The 14,993-nt window shown below is 67.0% G+C and carries 12 protein-coding genes; 7 read left to right on the top strand and 5 right to left on the bottom strand.

The features are described from left to right. Positions 1–121 precede the first annotated feature (121 nt). Positions 122–409, top strand: a complete 288-nt coding sequence (locus tag NTCA1_RS10940; protein ID WP_159830520.1) for a hypothetical protein — start codon at positions 122–124, stop codon at positions 407–409. Positions 410–607: 198 nt separating this feature from the next. Beyond that, positions 608–1,231 (top strand): BON domain-containing protein, encoded by a 624-nt coding sequence (locus NTCA1_RS10935; RefSeq protein ID WP_201282461.1) that lies wholly within the window; start codon positions 608–610, stop codon positions 1,229–1,231. Positions 1,232–1,302: 71 nt separating this feature from the next. Here NTCA1_RS10935 and NTCA1_RS10930 read toward each other — a convergent pair whose 3' ends face one another. Then, positions 1,303–1,806, bottom strand: coding sequence for an MgtC/SapB family protein (locus NTCA1_RS10930; RefSeq protein ID WP_159830519.1), 504 nt, complete (start codon positions 1,804–1,806; stop codon positions 1,303–1,305). A gap of 135 nt (positions 1,807–1,941) precedes the next feature. Between NTCA1_RS10930 and NTCA1_RS10925 the strand changes: the two genes are divergently transcribed. Beyond that, positions 1,942–4,332 carry a membrane-bound PQQ-dependent dehydrogenase, glucose/quinate/shikimate family gene (locus tag NTCA1_RS10925; RefSeq protein ID WP_159830518.1) on the top strand — a complete coding sequence of 797 codons (2,391 nt, stop codon included), beginning with the start codon at positions 1,942–1,944 and terminating at the stop codon, positions 4,330–4,332. A 60-nt stretch (positions 4,333–4,392) separates the two neighbouring features. On the opposite strand, the gene NTCA1_RS10920 is transcribed toward NTCA1_RS10925, so the two are convergent. Both NTCA1_RS10920 and NTCA1_RS10915 read right to left on the bottom strand, forming a co-directional pair. Further along, positions 4,393–5,574: a phospholipase A gene (locus NTCA1_RS10920; protein WP_236549235.1), complete on the bottom strand. Its 1,182-nt coding sequence runs from the start codon at positions 5,572–5,574 to the stop codon at positions 4,393–4,395. 153 nt (positions 5,575–5,727) lie between these two features. Continuing rightward, positions 5,728–6,624: a LysR family transcriptional regulator gene (locus NTCA1_RS10915; RefSeq protein ID WP_159830516.1), complete on the bottom strand. Its 897-nt coding sequence runs from the start codon at positions 6,622–6,624 to the stop codon at positions 5,728–5,730. Positions 6,625–6,716: 92 nt separating this feature from the next. On the opposite strand from NTCA1_RS10915, the gene NTCA1_RS10910 reads away from it, so the two are divergent. Beyond that, positions 6,717–8,141: an aldehyde dehydrogenase family protein gene (locus NTCA1_RS10910; RefSeq protein WP_159830515.1), complete on the top strand. Its 1,425-nt coding sequence runs from the start codon at positions 6,717–6,719 to the stop codon at positions 8,139–8,141. A gap of 29 nt (positions 8,142–8,170) precedes the next feature. Then, positions 8,171–9,058, top strand: coding sequence for an SDR family NAD(P)-dependent oxidoreductase (locus NTCA1_RS10905; RefSeq protein ID WP_159830514.1), 888 nt, complete (start codon positions 8,171–8,173; stop codon positions 9,056–9,058). Here NTCA1_RS10905 and NTCA1_RS10900 read toward each other — a convergent pair. Together NTCA1_RS10900 and NTCA1_RS10895 are read right to left on the bottom strand one after the other, a co-directional pair. Continuing rightward, positions 9,033–11,828, bottom strand: a complete 2,796-nt coding sequence (locus NTCA1_RS10900) for a winged helix-turn-helix domain-containing protein (RefSeq protein ID WP_236549234.1) — start codon at positions 11,826–11,828, stop codon at positions 9,033–9,035. The two genes, NTCA1_RS10905 and NTCA1_RS10900, sit on opposite strands and share 26 nt — an antisense overlap. A gap of 130 nt (positions 11,829–11,958) precedes the next feature. Beyond that, the gene (locus NTCA1_RS10895; RefSeq protein ID WP_159830513.1) at positions 11,959–13,050 is read right to left on the bottom strand and encodes a redoxin family protein; all 1,092 of its coding nucleotides are present in this window, start codon (positions 13,048–13,050) and stop codon (positions 11,959–11,961) included. A gap of 206 nt (positions 13,051–13,256) precedes the next feature. Between NTCA1_RS10895 and NTCA1_RS10890 the strand changes: the two genes are divergently transcribed. Both NTCA1_RS10890 and NTCA1_RS10885 read left to right on the top strand, forming a co-directional pair. Then, entirely contained in the window at positions 13,257–14,552 is a 1,296-nt protein-coding gene (locus NTCA1_RS10890; protein ID WP_159830512.1) for an epoxide hydrolase family protein, read from the top strand. A gap of 21 nt (positions 14,553–14,573) precedes the next feature. Beyond that, entirely contained in the window at positions 14,574–14,987 is a 414-nt protein-coding gene (locus tag NTCA1_RS10885; protein WP_159830511.1) for an organic hydroperoxide resistance protein, read from the top strand. Positions 14,988–14,993 lie beyond the last annotated feature (6 nt).

Below are 14,993 nucleotides of genomic sequence, written 5' to 3'. Positions count from 1 at the left end.
GCGCCGGACGGTGGATCGTCCGAATGCCTTGCCTCGTTCCCTATACAGCCGATGCAGAGCGCGCCCGGCAAGCCGGCCGGGTCGGTCTCGGCATATCAGAACGACACCAAGGAGAGCATCGATGAATCGGCGTGATTCCAACCTCGGCGGACAGCAGCCGGGCGGCTATCGCAATGAAGACTCCGATTGGGAATCGCCGCGCCAGGCGAACCAGTGGCAGGGTGACACCCCGCGGCAGGCCGGCGGCGGTTGGGGCAACGAGGATGCGGGGCGCTCGCTCCATGCGGACGAAACCCGTCGTCGCCGCTTTCAACGCAGCGATAACGAAGGGCGCTATCACCCGGATCCTCGCGAAGATGCGGATTATGGAGCCCGCGCACGTTACGGGCGGGATACGAGCTACGGTTAGCGGTCCTATGACGACGACTATCGCAGCCGCCGCGCCGAGCGGGATTACCGGTTCTCCGGCGATCGGCGCCTGTCGCGCGATCAGCCGGTCTATCCCATCCGGGAATACGACGCCAGCGGCGGCAACGACTTTGCCGACTTCACCAGCGAGGACTACGGCGGCAGGGACTTCTACGCAAGGCGCGGCGGCGGTGGCGGGTTGAGCCCCAGTTTCAGCTATCGTCCCACGTTCGATACGTTCGGACGGGGCTACTACGGCACCCGCGACGAGACGCGGGATGACCACAGCAGCCGCGACTATGGCGACTGGCGCGAATATGGCGAGGAGCGCGGCTTCCTGCGACGGGCAGGCGACGAGATCGCCAGTTGGTTCGGCGATGAGGACGCGGCCCGCCGCCGCGAACAGGATCATCGCGGCCGCGGTCCCACGGACTATACCCGATCGGACGAACGTATCCGCGAAGACGTGAACGACCGCCTGACCCAGGACTGGCGCGTCGATGCCACCAACATTCGCGTTCTTGCCAAGGACGGTGAAGTGACGCTGGACGGCACGGTCGGGAGCCGTCACGCCAAGCGCCGCGCGGAGGACCTTGCCGACGAGGTATCCGGCGTCAAGCATGTGCAGAACAACCTGCGCGTGATCGGCGGGACCAACTGGACCGACACCGGCAGGACCGACACTGCGCGGGGCGCTTCCGTACCGACCAGTGGCCGCACCACCGGTTCGGTTACGGGCGGCTCCGCAACGGCCAGCACCGCGGGCAGCACTTCCTCATCGGGCTCGACCATCACGGGCTCGACGAGCGGAAGTTCTTCCTGAGCTAGTCCTCCGGGACGAGAACGGCCGCGACTTCCCCGGAAGTCGCGGCCGTTTTTACATGTGCGCGGGCCTCACTCCGCCTCGCCGGTTTCCCCCTTGCCGCCGATGCGGCGATCGCGGCTCCATCCGCCTTCCACGAAATGAAGCAGCGTCAACATGACCACGCTGACGAGCGTGCAGATCGCGACGAGCGGCCACTGACCGGCGCCGCAGGCCACTCCGATCACGGCCGTCAGCCAGAGATTGGCGGCCGTCGTCAGATTATGCAGCCGCCCGCGCGCAAAGACGATGAGACCGGCGCCCAGAAACCCGACGAAGGCGCCGGTCGCCTCGAAGATACGGAGGGGATCCATGCGGGAGTTCGGCCCGTTGCCGAACTGGAAATAGAGCGCGATGACCGAGACCGTCATCGCCGCCGCCGAAACGCAGATCAGGCCGTGGGTGCGCAGCCCTGCGGCATGTCCCCGCAGCTCGCGGTCCAACCCCAGCAATGTTCCCAGCAGCGCGGCCGTGCCAAGCCGGAAGAGCAGTTCCACATCGATCGCGTGGATAGGGGTGGCCGGATTGAGTTCCATCGGAACGCTGCTCCTCGTTTCGTCGGAAAGCGCTCCGAACCGGCGTAAGTTCCTTTCCGGGCCAGCCGCGCGGAACATTATCGCCTTCACATCATTCACAATGCGCAGCCGATGAATGTTTCTGGAGTGTTAAAGATGCGATCCTCAAGCCTGAAGCGTCAGATATCGTCTCCGGCTCCATTCATTCTCGGCATCGTCATCGCGGCGATCGGCGCGGTATTGACGATCGGCGGCATCTGGCTCGCAGGGCTTGGCGGTTCGCTCTATTACATCCTTGCGGGGATTGCGCTGCTGGCTTCGGGGGCCTTGCTGATCCGCCGTAGAATTCTGGGCGGCTGGCTCTATTGCCTGGTTTTCGTGCTGACCGTGATCTGGGCCTTCGGCGAAGTCGGGGCCAACAACTGGGCCCTGGTCCCGCGCGTGGTGGCGCCGCTGGTCCTGCTGGTCGCATGCTTCCTGGTCATGCCGGTGCTATCCGCCCATCCGGCGCGTTGGAAGCTGGGCATCGGCGCCAGCGTGGTCGCGATCGCGCTGACGGCCGTGACGGCCACAATGTTCGCCCGCATGGCCGATACAGGGCCCATGTCGGGGCTGCCCGACCTGCGCTTCGAAATGACCGACCCCTCGCTGGCCTCTGCCGGAGACGATTGGCCCGCCTATGGCGGCAGCGAGGCGGCGCGCCGTTTCTCTCCGCTCGGCCAGATCACCGCCGCCAACGTGAAGAACCTCAAGCGGGCATGGCTCATCCACACCGGCGACACGCCGTCCTCCGCAAAGATCGCCAAGACCTACGGCGGCGAGAACACGCCGCTCAAGGTCGGCGACATGCTTTATGTCTGCACGCCGAAGAACATGGTGCTTGCCCTCGATCCAGCCACCGGCAAGCAGCGCTGGAAGTTCGACCCCAAGGTCCCCGATGACGCCATTCCCTATACGGCGGCTTGCCGCGGCGTCAGCTATTTCGCGGTTCCGGGCGCGCCGGTCGATCAGCCCTGCGCGCGGCGGATCATCTACGGAACGCTCGATGCGCGTCTCTTCGCAATCGATGCCCGCACTGGCGCGCGCTGCGGCGGTTTCGGCACGAACGGCGAAGTCGATACCAAGATCGGCATGGGCGACACGCCCGCCGGCTACGTTTCCATCAACTCGCCGCCCACGATCGTTCGCGGCGTCGTGGTCACCGGCCACCAGGTTCTGGACGGGCAGGATCGCTGGGCGCCTTCGGGCGTAATCCGGGGCTACGATGCCGTGACCGGCAAGCTGCGCTGGGCCTGGGACATGATGCACCCGGACTGGAACGGCTATCCGCCGCAGGGCCAGACCTGGGCGCGGGGCACGCCGAACATGTGGACGATCGCCAGCGGTGACGAGCAGCTCGGCCTCGTCTACCTGCCGATGGGCAATGCGGCGGCCGATTACTATTCCAGCCTGCGCCGCCCACAGGAGCGGGATTTCGCAACCTCGCTGGTCGCGCTCGACGTGGCTACCGGCAAGCCGCGCTGGAAGTTCCAGGCCGTGCGCGACGACGTGTGGGACTACGATTTCGGTGCCCAGGCCACCCTTGTCGACTTCAAGGGCACGCCTGCGCTGATCCTTCCTTCGAAGCAGGGTGACATCTACGTGCTGGATCGTCGCACCGGCCAGCCGCTCACCCCGGTCGGTTCGATCAAGGCCCCCGGCGGCGGCGTGGAACCGGCACAGCGCGCGCCCGTGCAGAAGGTTTCCCTGTGGCACACCTTGCGCAAGCCCGACCTCACCGAACGGGACATGTGGGGCATGTCGCCGATCGACCAGATGATCTGCCGCATCCAGTTCCGCAAGGCGAGCTACAAGGGCTTCTTCACGCCGCCCGAAAGCGATCGCCGTTCGATCGAGTATCCCGGCTATAACGGTGGCACCGACTGGGGCGGCATCGCGGTGGATCCGCGCCGGGGCGTGATCGTGGCCAACTACAACGACATGCCCAACTACGTGCGCCTCGTCCCCCGCGCCGAGGCCGACAAGAAGGGCTGGGCGCCGCGCGATCAGGCACGCGGCGAGATCGGCGGTGCCGAGGGCGCGGGCGACCCGCAGGCCCACACGCCTTACGCCATCGACGTCAACGCGGGCTGGCGCCTTCCCCTCACCGGCATGCTCTGCAAGCAGCCCCCCTACGGCGGCATCCGGGCGATCGACATGGCCACCGGCAAGACGATCTGGGACCGTCCCCTGGGCGAAGCCCGCACCAACGGGCCTTTCGGCATTCCCTCGATGCTGCCCTGGACGATCGGTACGCCCAACAACGGCGGCGCCGTCGTCACGGCAGGCGGCGTGATCTTCATCGCCGCCGCCACGGACAACCTGATCCGGGCGATCGACCTGAAGACCGGCAAGGTCCTGTGGAAGGACGTGCTGCCCGCCGGCGGCCAGGCCACGCCGATGACCTACATGATAAACGGCAAGCAGTATCTGGTGATCGCACCGGGCGGCCATCACTTCATGGAGACGCCCATCGGCGACCAGGTCGTAGCCTACGCCCTGCCCTGAACCGCCTCCGTTTCAATGAACGTGGATTACCCCGCAGCACCGCGACGGGGTAATCCACGATCAGCGAACCAGGGCCACGCCCACGCGAAGGCGGGTCACGCGCCGGTTATAGTCCAGCAGGTTCTCGCCGTAGCCCGCGAAGCTCTGGGCGAACAGGTAGAAGTCCGGCCCACCGCCCAGCAGGCGGCGCAGGGGATAGGAAACATCGGCCGAGATCGATCCCTTGCCGCTGCCGAAATTGAACCTGCTGGATGACGAAAGGCGCAGCCCGTCGTCCTCGCCGATTTCCACGAAAAGGCCGGTATTGCCGCGGTATCGGCGGATATCGGGGTTATCCGAAAGGTCTCCGGCATAGAGCCAGACACGCGGCGCAACCGTCAGGCGGGTGTCCTCGCCGAGCGAGAAGGCCGCGGCCGGTGCGACGTAGATCGTGTTGAGGCTGCGCGAATCGACACCGTCCCGCCCGTTGGACTCGTGCCTCATGCCGATCTGGGCACTGACGGTGGCCTTCTCCGAAAGCGCCTTGCCCGGCGTGACGTAGAAGACTTCGGGCTGGAAATCGATGTTGCGGAACGGCGAGGATTTCGCGCCCAGATCCCAGAACATGCGCTGCGTGTAGGCGAAGAACAGCCCGTCGCCGAGCGCGCGCCCGTTCACGCTGGCCCGGCTGCCGAACAGCTGATACTTGAAGCTGAGCTGGATCCGCGCCTCGGCGTCGGTTCCGGGGCCGTAGACCGCGTAGATCGGCTCGTAGGCGCTCATGTTCTCCAGAAAAGCATTGCCGACGGTGCGATCGCTCGGCGGCGGGGTTGCGGGAACCTGCGGCGGCGCTGGCACGACGATCCCATCGATCCCGGCAATTTGCGCCCGATCGGTCGGGGCACCCGTTTTCATCCGCTCGGGTTTCGGCCCGGCCGCCAGCGTTACGGACTGTCCGCTCCAACCGGGTACGGAGAGAACGGCGCCGTCCTCGAAATCCTTTTCGGCAAGCCGGTAGCGCGCCGTGGCAAAACTGCCCGGCGCCACGGCGACCTCGGCGGGCGTAGCGGTGTCGCGGCGCAAGACGACGGTCCGCCCCCTGCCGAATGCCCCCGGACGGGAAATCCGCGCCTCGACGGTTTCGGACATTGCGGCGGTAGCAGCTTCCGTTCCGGTATTGAGCACGCGCAGATCCACGAACCCGCCGCCGTTCTCGTCGGGCGTAACGTGGCCGATCAGCGTTTCGACACTTTCTTGCGCCAAGGCGGAGCCGGGTAAAGCGGAAAGGGACAGCGCCGATATCAGCGCCGCCGTTGCTAGGGACCCAAGCCTTTTCGTCACGCGAAGCGAACCGGGGTATCGTAGGCAGTTGTCATGCTTCCATTTTAGCCCCCGTGTCATTGCTGGCAAGCTTCTCTATCCCGCCCGACTGCGAATGAGATCAATGAAGGCCCGCAGTTTCGCCGGAACGTGGCGGCGGCCCGGGTAGTAAAGGCACAAGGGCGGCTCTTCGCGCGGCATCCAGCCTGCCATGAGCTGGACCAGCTGCCCGTCGCGAACATGGGGGGCAACCGTCTCCTCGGCCAGATAGCCCAGCCCCATTCCCTTGAGCGCCGCATCGAGCATAAGCCCACTGTCATCGAGCGTCAGGCGTCCCGGCACCTCCAGTTCAAGCCGCTCGTCGCCGCGCTCGAACTCCCAGCGATAGATGCGCCCGCTGCCCAGGCGATAGCGGATGCATTCGTGCGCCAGCAGGTCGCGCGGGACGATCGGAATCGGGCGGTCCTGCAGATAGGCGGGCGAACCGACGACGGCGAGGCGGACCTGCGGTATGATCGGAACCGCGATCATGTCCGGCGGCACGGCGTCCAGCAGCCGCACACCGGCGTCGAAACCTTTGCCGATGACGTCGACCAGCGCCGCTTCGCTGACGATTTCCACCTCCATTCGGGGATAGCGATCAAGGTAGTCACGGATCAGCGGTGCCAGGACGAACCGCGCTGCGCCTGCCGCCATGTTGAGGCGTAGCACGCCCATGGGTTCGCCCTGACGCTCTCCGGCGTTTTCGATCGCGCCGTCGATCGCCGCCAGGGCCGGGATGATGTCCTCCAGGAACTGCTCGCCCGCCGCAGTCAGCACGACGCTGCGCGTGGTGCGGTTGAACAGCCGCAGGTTCATGCGCGCTTCCAGAGCTGCAATCGCATGGCTCAAGCCTGACGACGATACCCCCAGTTCCCGCGCGGCGGCACGAAACCCGCCCTGGCGCGCGACGGTGGCGAAAGCTTCCAGTTCGGCAAGGCTCGTCCGGGGCATTGCGCGATATTCCTCATCAGATCGTCCCGAATTGCCTTACTAATTGGGACAGCCACCGCAATCCATATCGTCCGGGACGAATGGAGACGACAATGCGGAACATCGACAGGATCTACATCGACGGCGCTTTCGTGACGCCCCACGGCAGCGCGCGCTTCGATCTCTTCAATCCGGCCACCGAAGACAGGATCGGCTCCGTCCGCCTTGGCGATGCCGAGGACGTGCGACTGGCCGTGGCGGCGGCAAAGCGCGCATTTCCCGCCATGGCCCGCACCTCCAAGGCGGAGCGGATCGCCATGCTCCATAGGCTGCGCGACGCCGTGAAGGCCCGCGCCGGAGATCTCATCGCCGCGATGACCGAGGGATATGGCGCGCCTGCCTACTTCACCGGATTTTCGGTTCAGAACACGGCCTCGGTATTCGACGTCATGGCGACTTCGGTGGAGAACTATGCCTTCGAGCGGGTCGCCGGTTCCAGCGCGGTGACGATGCTGCCGCTGGGCGTAGTGGGCGCTATCACGCCCTGGAACAGCAATTTCGGTTTCATCGCCACCAAGCTGGCCCATGCGATCGGCTCGGGATCGACCATCGTCATCAAGCCCGCCGAACAGAGCGCGATCCAGACCCAGGTCCTGCTCGAATGCCTGCACGAAGCGAAGCTGCCGAAGGGCGTGCTCAATGTGGTGAACGGCACCGGCCCCGAAGTCGGCGCGGCGCTGACGACACATCCCGACGTGGCGCTCATCAGCTTCACCGGATCGACGCCCGCGGCCAGGATCGTGCAGCGCGCCGCCCTGGAAACGATGAAGCGCCTCGTGCTGGAACTGGGCGGAAAGAGCCCGACGATCATTCTGGACGATGCCGATCTCGATGCCGCGATCCCCATTGCCCTGATGAGCGGCTTTGCCAACAGCGGCCAGGCCTGCGTCGCGGGTTCGCGCATCCTGATACCGCGTTCGCGGCGGGAAGAGATTCTCGCGCGGCTGAAGGACGAGACCGAGCGGCTCAGGATCGGCAACCCCGCCGATCCCGAAGTGCGGATCGGCCCGCTCGCCAATGCCGCACACTGGGAACGCGTACAGGGCTGGATCCGGCTCGGACAGGAGGAAGGCGCGATGCTCCTGACCGGCGGCGAGGGCCGTCCCGAAGGGCTGGACCATGGCTGGTTCGCGCGCCCGACGATCTTCACCGAGGTTGCGGGCACCATGCGCATCGCCCGAGAGGAAATCTTCGGCCCGGTCCTTTCCGTCATCACCTATGACGATGAGGCCGAAGCCGTTGCCATCGCCAACGATTCCGACTTCGGGCTCCAGGCCTATGTCCTGTCCTCCGATGAGCCCCGCGCGCTGCGCGTCGCTCGGCAGCTCATGGCCGGACGCGTCGTCATCAACGGCGCGCCGCACGATCCCCACGCGCCTTTCGGCGGCTTCCGCCAGTCCGGCCTCGGCCGCGAGATCGGCGCTTATGGCCTCGACGCCTTCCTCGAACCGCGCGCGATCCTGACGCCCGCCGCGTGACCCCTTCCCCCCTGCAGAAAGCCGCAGACATGACAAAGACTTCTCCCAAAACCTGGATCATCACCGGAAGTGCCCGCGGCCTCGGCCGTGCCATCCTCACCGCCGCGCTCGAAAACGGCGACAATGTGCTGGCCGCCGCGCGCGACGTTTCGCAGCTCGCCGATCTCAAGGCACTTCATGGCGAGCGCCTTGAACCCTTTGCACTGGACGTCACCGACGAAGCCCGCACCGCAGAGGCGGCAACCGCGACCATCTCCGCCTTCGGGCGCATCGATGTGCTGGTGAACAATGCCGGTTACGGTCATTTCGAGGCTTTCGAGCAGAAGTATCCCACCGATTTTCGTGCCGAAGTCGAAACCAACCTGTTCGGCGTCGTCAACATGACACGCGCCGTTCTGCCGTTCATGCGAAAGAAGCGTGCAGGGCATATCCTCAATGTCTCTTCTGTCGGCGGACGGGTCGGTACGCCGGGACTCGCGGCCTATCAGGCTGCGAAATGGGCGGTCGGCGGATTCACCGAAGTGCTGCGCGGCGAAGTGGCGCATCTCGGTATCCGCATCGTATCGCTGGAACCCGGCGGGATGCGCACGGACTGGGCCGATACTGCCGGGAACAGCGCGCCGAACACGGTCCTGCCGGACTATGCCGAAACGGTGGGCGCCACTCTGGCGCGTATCCGGGCCTATGCAGGCAACGAGGTGGGTGACCCGGCACGGATCGCGCAACTCGTGCTGGCTTTGGCAAAGCGCAGCGATCTACCCGCCCATCTCGTGCTGGGCACCGATGCGCTGGCCTCGTTCGACGCGGCCGAGGCCACGCGGCAGAGCGACCATGCCCGCTGGCTCGACATCGGTCGCGCCACTGTATTCGGCGGCCCCGAGGGTGAGGCGCTTACCGCGCTCCTGCCCCCGGACTGACGGCATGGGCAAGCAGGCCCGCACGATCGGCGGCCACGCGCATCTCCCAGGCGCGTGCGCCCTGTTCGCGGGCGACTGACCCGGCCTGTTCCAGCGCGGCGAAAGCGTCTTCCGCCGCGCCCGAGGTTCCGGCGATGGCCGCTTTCACGCGCAGCAGTTCGGGCAAAGCGATCCGTTCGCCCGTCTCCATGCAGCGCGCGAGCGTGCTCTCCACCAGGCGGCGGGCTTCGTCCGCCCTCCCGCCTGCCGCCAAGGCCCGCGCGAGCGCGATCGAGAACGGCGTGGTCAGCAATTCGTAACGCGCGCCGCGCAGCCGTGCGAGGCTGTCCGCCAGCGCCGCCGCGCCTTCGGCATGGCGCCCCTCGTCGATGGCCAGCTCGCCTGCGAAACCCTGCGCCACCGCGATATAGGGGCCTAGCGCATTGATCTGCGCGCAATCGCGAAACGTGCGCAGCGCCTGTTCGGCGCGCAGCCTGTCCCCCATCCACAAGTGGATCGAGAGCGACCAGATCAGCGCAATGCAATGCGTGACCGGATGATCGAGCACCGCCGCCTCCGCCACAGTCTCGGCAGCCAGCCGCTGCGCCGCGTCCGCGTCGCCCGTCAGCCACAGCACCCGTGCCAGTGCGATCCCGGAACGGTTGCGATGATCGAAGCCATAGGCAATCGTCCGGTGGCGCTGCGAAGGCGCGGCATTCTCCAGCGCCCGCTCCAGATCGCCGCGCGCGCGGATCTGGTCCCCAGCGAGATGATGGGAAATGCCCGAGAGCGAAAAGGCCACGGCCAGCGCTTCCGGCTCGCCGATCTCTTGCGCCACCATGATCGCCTGCCCGGCATATTCCATGGCGACGGCATATTCACCGATCCGCTCGTGGAAGATATGGAGCCTGCCGAGCATGCAAAGGCGGCTCCAGCGATCCTCCACCACGGCGGCGACCTCCAGCGCACGGGCCAGCGCCTCCCCCGCCTCGGCACTGTTGCCCCGCGTGAACATCAGCGCGATGCCGAGCGCGCCCTGGAGTTCCAGTTCCATCGCCGTTCCGCGCTGCCCCGGCTCCAGCGCGGCGATCGCGCGGGCGGCCCAGGTGCGGCACTCAACGAGGTGCGAGAGATTGAGGAACACCCGCATGCTCGCCGTGGCCAGACGCACGGCCAGGCGGATGTCGCCCTCCGGCCCGAAGCTCCAGTCGAGCGCGCTGCGGATATTGCCCAGTTGCGGGCGCAGCGAGCGGGTGTCCTGGAACGCGGCGCTGTCCTGCGCGGCCAGGGCTTCCAGTTCGGACAGGAAGAACATCGCATGGCGGCGCCGCGCGGCGCGGTGTTCCTCGTCCCCGCGCGCGGCCAGCTTTTCGCGCGCATAGGCGCGGGTCATTTCGAGCAGGCGATAGGTGCCCGCGCCGCGCGCGCGATTGGGAGAGACCAGCGACTTGGCGGCCAGATCGTCCAGCGCCGTCGCCGCTTCGTCCGACCCCAGGTCGTCGCCGGTGACCACATCTAGCGCGGCATCCACCGAGAACGGCCCGACGAATACGGCCAGCCGGTCCAGCACCGTGCGCTCGACCGGAGAGAGCAGGTCGTAGCTCCAGTCCAGCGCCGCGCGCAGGGTCTGCTGGCGCGGCTGCGCGGTGCGGCGGCCGGACCAGGCAAGGCTGAACCGCTCCCCGATCTGGCGCGCGGTGGCGGCGATCCCATGGGTGGCGACGCGCACGGCGGCCAGCTCCATGGGGAGCGCCATGCCGTCCAGCCTGCCGCACATCTGGGCGATCAGGCGCAAGTCGCCGTCGTCGATCTCCAGCGTGCTGTCGGCGGCGCGCGCGCGTTCGCAGAACAGTTCCACGGCGGGGTAGCCGAGCAGGTCCTCGCGCGTCAGCCCTTGCATGTCCTGCGGATAGTCCAGCGCATCCAGTCGGTGGACATGCTCGCCCCGCGCCCGCAGCGGCTCGCGCGAGGTGGTGACGATGCGGGCCTGCGGCGCGGCCTCGATGATGCGCTCAACGATCTCGGCCGCCTGCTCGATCACATGCTCGCAATTGTCGAGCAGGAGCAGGAAAGGCCCGCCGCGCAAGTGGCCGAGGATGACGGCGGCGGGATCGCCGCTCTGCACCGATATGCCCATGGCGCCCGCGATCATCGGCGGCACCAGCGCGGGGTTTTCCAGCATACCGAAATCGACGAAGGCCGCCTGCCCTTCGAAATGCGCGGTCAGCCTGTGGCCAAGCTCGATCATCAGCGAAGTCTTGCCGACGCCTGCCGGGCCGGCGACAGTGAACAGCGGCGTATCGACCACGCGGGCCATGAGCAGGTCGAGATCGCGCGCGCGGCCGATCAGGTTCGGCAGCGGCGGGGGAATATTGGTGGTGAAACCCACCGCAGGCGAGGCAGGCTTTACCGCAACGGGATCCTCCTGCCGCTGCGTTTCCAGCCGCTCCACGGGCGCGACGAAGGCATAGCCCACGCCGACCTGCGTGGCGATGAAACGGCTGCCGTCCCCCTCGCCCAGCAGCTTGCGCAGGCCCGCCATGTGGAAGCGCAGGCTGCCGTCCTCGACGACGACATCCGGCCAGACCCGCTTCAGCAGTTCGCGTTTGGAGAGCACCCGGCCCGGCTGTTCAGCCAAGGCCACGAGCAAGTCGAACGAACGCCCGCCGATCTCCACCGGCTGCCCGTCCCGCGTGAGCAGGCGCTCGGCCGGGTGGAGGCAGAATCGCCCGAAGGCCATCCTGTCGCCCAGTTCGTGCCCACCGGCCTGCCGATTTTCGCTCTGCGTCACTTTAGCCGTCCTGCCCCAGTTGCAACGCCACCATGCCGCAGCGCTGCCTGATGCGGCTACCTATACGATGGTTTCCGCTTGCGGGAGGGGGATCGACGGAATTGAGGCCGAGTAGCGGGGGCCTTTCGGATCATCCGAAGGTGAAGGAATAGGCTCGCACGCCGGGGCGCGAGAACTCTATGCGCACAGTGCGATCGGTGACGGTCCCGTGCTGGCGCACCAGTTGATAGAGCCGGTCCTGCCGCAACTCGCCCCATCCGGCCGCATCCGTGTCGGTTCCGTGATCGGCACCGGGGGCCTTTCCGTCGATGGTCACCCGGAAGCGGACCGGCTGCCCGTCGGCAGGGGCGCCGAGCACGGCATGGGCATCGCGCGCATGGAAATGAAAGCCTATCGCGCCGCCTGCCTTGTCGAGCCGGGCGAATTCGCGGGAGACCCGCCAGCTTCCGGCAAGGTCCCAGCGGTTCAGCGGCAGTAAGGATGCCGGGGCGTAAGTCTTCGACGCATCGCGCGCCAGTCCGCCCGGAGAAGCCATGCCCTGCGCCTTGGCATAGCCGATATAGGCCTCGGGCGAGCGCAGGCTGGCCCAGTCCGCCTGCGCCTCCACGCCCGTCGCCTCCACCGGCGCGATCGGCACATCGGAAGTATCGTGCCCGGCTTCGTCCAGCAGCTTGCGGATCAGCCGCTCCGCTTCGGCATAGTTGCCTTCGCCAACCGTGTAGCCGCGCAGGCGACCGTGGGCGTCGATGAAGAAGAACCCCGGCCAGCCCTCGTTCCCGAATGCGCGCCAGGCGGCAAAGGCGTTGTCCTGAAGGTTGGGATAAGCGACGCCGAGCGCCTGCGTGGCCGCGCGCACTTTGGCCGGATCGTGCTCGAAATCGAACTCCGGCGCATGGACGCCGATGACGGCAAGGCCCTTGTCGCCATAGCGCGCTTCCCAGGCGCGCAAGTACGGCAGAGCGCGCAGCGAGTTGATGCAGGAATAGGTCCAGAAATTGACCACCACCACTTTGCCGCGCAGCGACGGCGCAGGGCCGGTCAGCCAGGGACGCGCATCGGCCAGGACCTGCAAGGGGCGCGGCGGTGAATCGGTGCTTGCCGAGGCGGCGGTTTCGCCCTGCGCGGGGCCACGCGCCAGCGCCTCGCGGCAGCACAGTGCGGTCGTGGTGCCCGCCGCCATGAGCGCGGCGGCGATGAAACCTATCGAGCGGTTCGTGGTCATGATCTCTCCGATTGAGCCTCTGTCGATCGCTCGGGATCTAGGGCGCACGAGGGCGCCCATCACGCCAGTTTCCGAAGGGCGGCGTTAGGCTTCGATAGGGCGGCAGGCAGGCGCTAACGCGGCATGACGGCAGCTAACGGGCGCCCGGCCGACGCGCCTTCTATCTTCCCGCCATCGGATCGAACGATCGGCGGAAGGATAGAAAGATGTTTGCAGACTGTTCCACATCGCGGCGCGGCTTCGTCGCACGGATCGGAGAAGGCGCGGCACTTGCAGGCCTGGCTGCGGGACTGACGCGCGCCGTGCCCGCTGCCGCCCACGCGGCCATGGCGCAGGGCAGTGTCCGCCCCTTCCGCATCGCCGTTTCCGCCGCCGAGATCGCCGCCATGAAGCGCCGGATCGCCGAGACCCGCTGGGCCGATCCGCAGCCGGTCAGCGATGACAGCCAGGGCGTGCGCCGACAGACCCTGCAACCGCTGATGCAGTACTGGGCCGGCGCCTACGACTGGCGCAAGGTGGAAGCGCGGCTCAATGCCTTGCCGATGTTCATGACCGAGATCGACGGGCTGGACATCCACTTCATCCACGTCCGCTCCCGCCATGAAAACGCCATGCCCATGATCCTGACCCATGGCTGGCCGGGCTCGGTGCTGGAGTTCCTGAACGTGATCGCCCCGCTCACCGACCCCACCGCTCACGGTGGCCGTGCGGAGGACGCCTTCCACCTCGTCATTCCCTCGATCCCCGGCTTCGGTTTTTCCGCCAAACCGACCGAGCCGGGCTGGGGTTCGGACCGGATCGGGCGGGCCTGGTCGGCACTGATGCTGCGCCTCGGCTATGACCGCTATGTCAGCCAGGGCGGAGACTGCGGCTCGGTGATCTCGCAGCGCATGGCCTTGCAGAAAGTGCCGGGATTGCTGGGCATCCACCTCAACATGCCCGCCGTGGTGCCTGCCGATGTGGCCCGCACCCTTGCTGCCGGAGATCCCGCCCCGGCCAGCCTTTCCCCCAAGGAACGCGCCGCCTTCGACCAGTTGGAAGCCTTCTACCGCGACAATTCCGCCTATGCCGCGATGATGAACACGCGGCCCCAGACCATCGGCTATTCGCTGGTGGACTCGCCCGTCGGCATGGCGGCCTGGATGTACGAGAAGATCGCGCAGTGGACCCTGAGCGACGGCCAGCCCGAGCGCGTGCTGGGCCGCGATGCGATCCTCGACGACATCTCGCTCTACTGGCTCACCGCCACCGGCGCCTCCGCCGCGCGGATCTACTGGGAAGACCATAGCAACAACTTCAACGCGCGCGGGGTGATCGACCTGCCCGTCGCCGTCAGCGTCTTTCCCGGCGAGATATTCCGCGCGCCCAGGACTTGGGCGGAGCGCTGCTACACCAACCTTTTCTACTTCAACGAGGCGACAGGCGGCGGCCACTTCGCCGCCTGGGAACAGCCCGCGCTTTTCGCACAGGAAGTGCGCACCGCCTTCCGTTCCCTGCGCTGATTTCTTTCAAGGAGACCTGCCATGTCCGACAGCAAGACCCTCTACACCGCCCATGTCCTCGTGACCGGAGGCCGCGAAGGCGCCGCCCGCAGTTCCGATGGACGCCTCGACGTGAAGCTTTCCACCCCCGGAACTTCCGGCGCGGGCACCAACCCGGAGCAACTGTTCGCCGCCGGTTGGTCCGCCTGCTTCGAAGGGGCAATGGCGATCGCCGCGAAGGCGCGCGGCGTGGACCTGCCCGAAGCTCTCGCGATCGATGCCCAGGTGGAACTGCGCCTGGGCGAAGACGGCTACGCGCTCGCGGCCCGCCTCGACGTCCACGTTCTCGGCCTGGATGCGGATATTGCCCGCCAGATCATCGAGGCCGCGCATCGCACTTGCCCTTATTCGAAGGCGGTGAAGGGCAACATCGACACTGTCGTCGCACTCGTCTGAATTGGA

It is taken from the genome of Novosphingobium sp. TCA1 (genome assembly GCF_009811895.1).
GTDB lineage: Bacteria > Pseudomonadota > Alphaproteobacteria > Sphingomonadales > Sphingomonadaceae > Novosphingobium > Novosphingobium panipatense_A.
Note: the sequence above shows the minus strand (reverse complement) of the source record. Positions and strands in the feature narration are given on the sequence as shown.

What these genes read in the sequence shown, in the direction of transcription:
- NTCA1_RS10925 (WP_159830518.1), top strand. Translation starts at nt 1,942, where the DNA reads ATGCGATCCTCAAGCCTGAAGCGTCAGATATCGTCTCCGGCTCCATTC.
- NTCA1_RS10905 (WP_159830514.1), top strand. Translation starts at nt 8,171, where the DNA reads ATGACAAAGACTTCTCCCAAAACCTGGATCATCACCGGAAGTGCCCGC.
- NTCA1_RS10885 (WP_159830511.1), top strand. Translation starts at nt 14,574, where the DNA reads ATGTCCGACAGCAAGACCCTCTACACCGCCCATGTCCTCGTGACCGGA.
- NTCA1_RS10940 (WP_159830520.1), top strand. Translation starts at nt 122, where the DNA reads ATGAATCGGCGTGATTCCAACCTCGGCGGACAGCAGCCGGGCGGCTAT.
- NTCA1_RS10890 (WP_159830512.1), top strand. Translation starts at nt 13,257, where the DNA reads ATGTTTGCAGACTGTTCCACATCGCGGCGCGGCTTCGTCGCACGGATC.
- NTCA1_RS10895 (WP_159830513.1), bottom strand. Translation starts at nt 13,050, where the DNA reads ATGACCACGAACCGCTCGATAGGTTTCATCGCCGCCGCGCTCATGGCG.
- NTCA1_RS10915 (WP_159830516.1), bottom strand. Translation starts at nt 6,624, where the DNA reads ATGCCCCGGACGAGCCTTGCCGAACTGGAAGCTTTCGCCACCGTCGCG.
- NTCA1_RS10910 (WP_159830515.1), top strand. Translation starts at nt 6,717, where the DNA reads ATGCGGAACATCGACAGGATCTACATCGACGGCGCTTTCGTGACGCCC.
- NTCA1_RS10930 (WP_159830519.1), bottom strand. Translation starts at nt 1,806, where the DNA reads ATGGAACTCAATCCGGCCACCCCTATCCACGCGATCGATGTGGAACTG.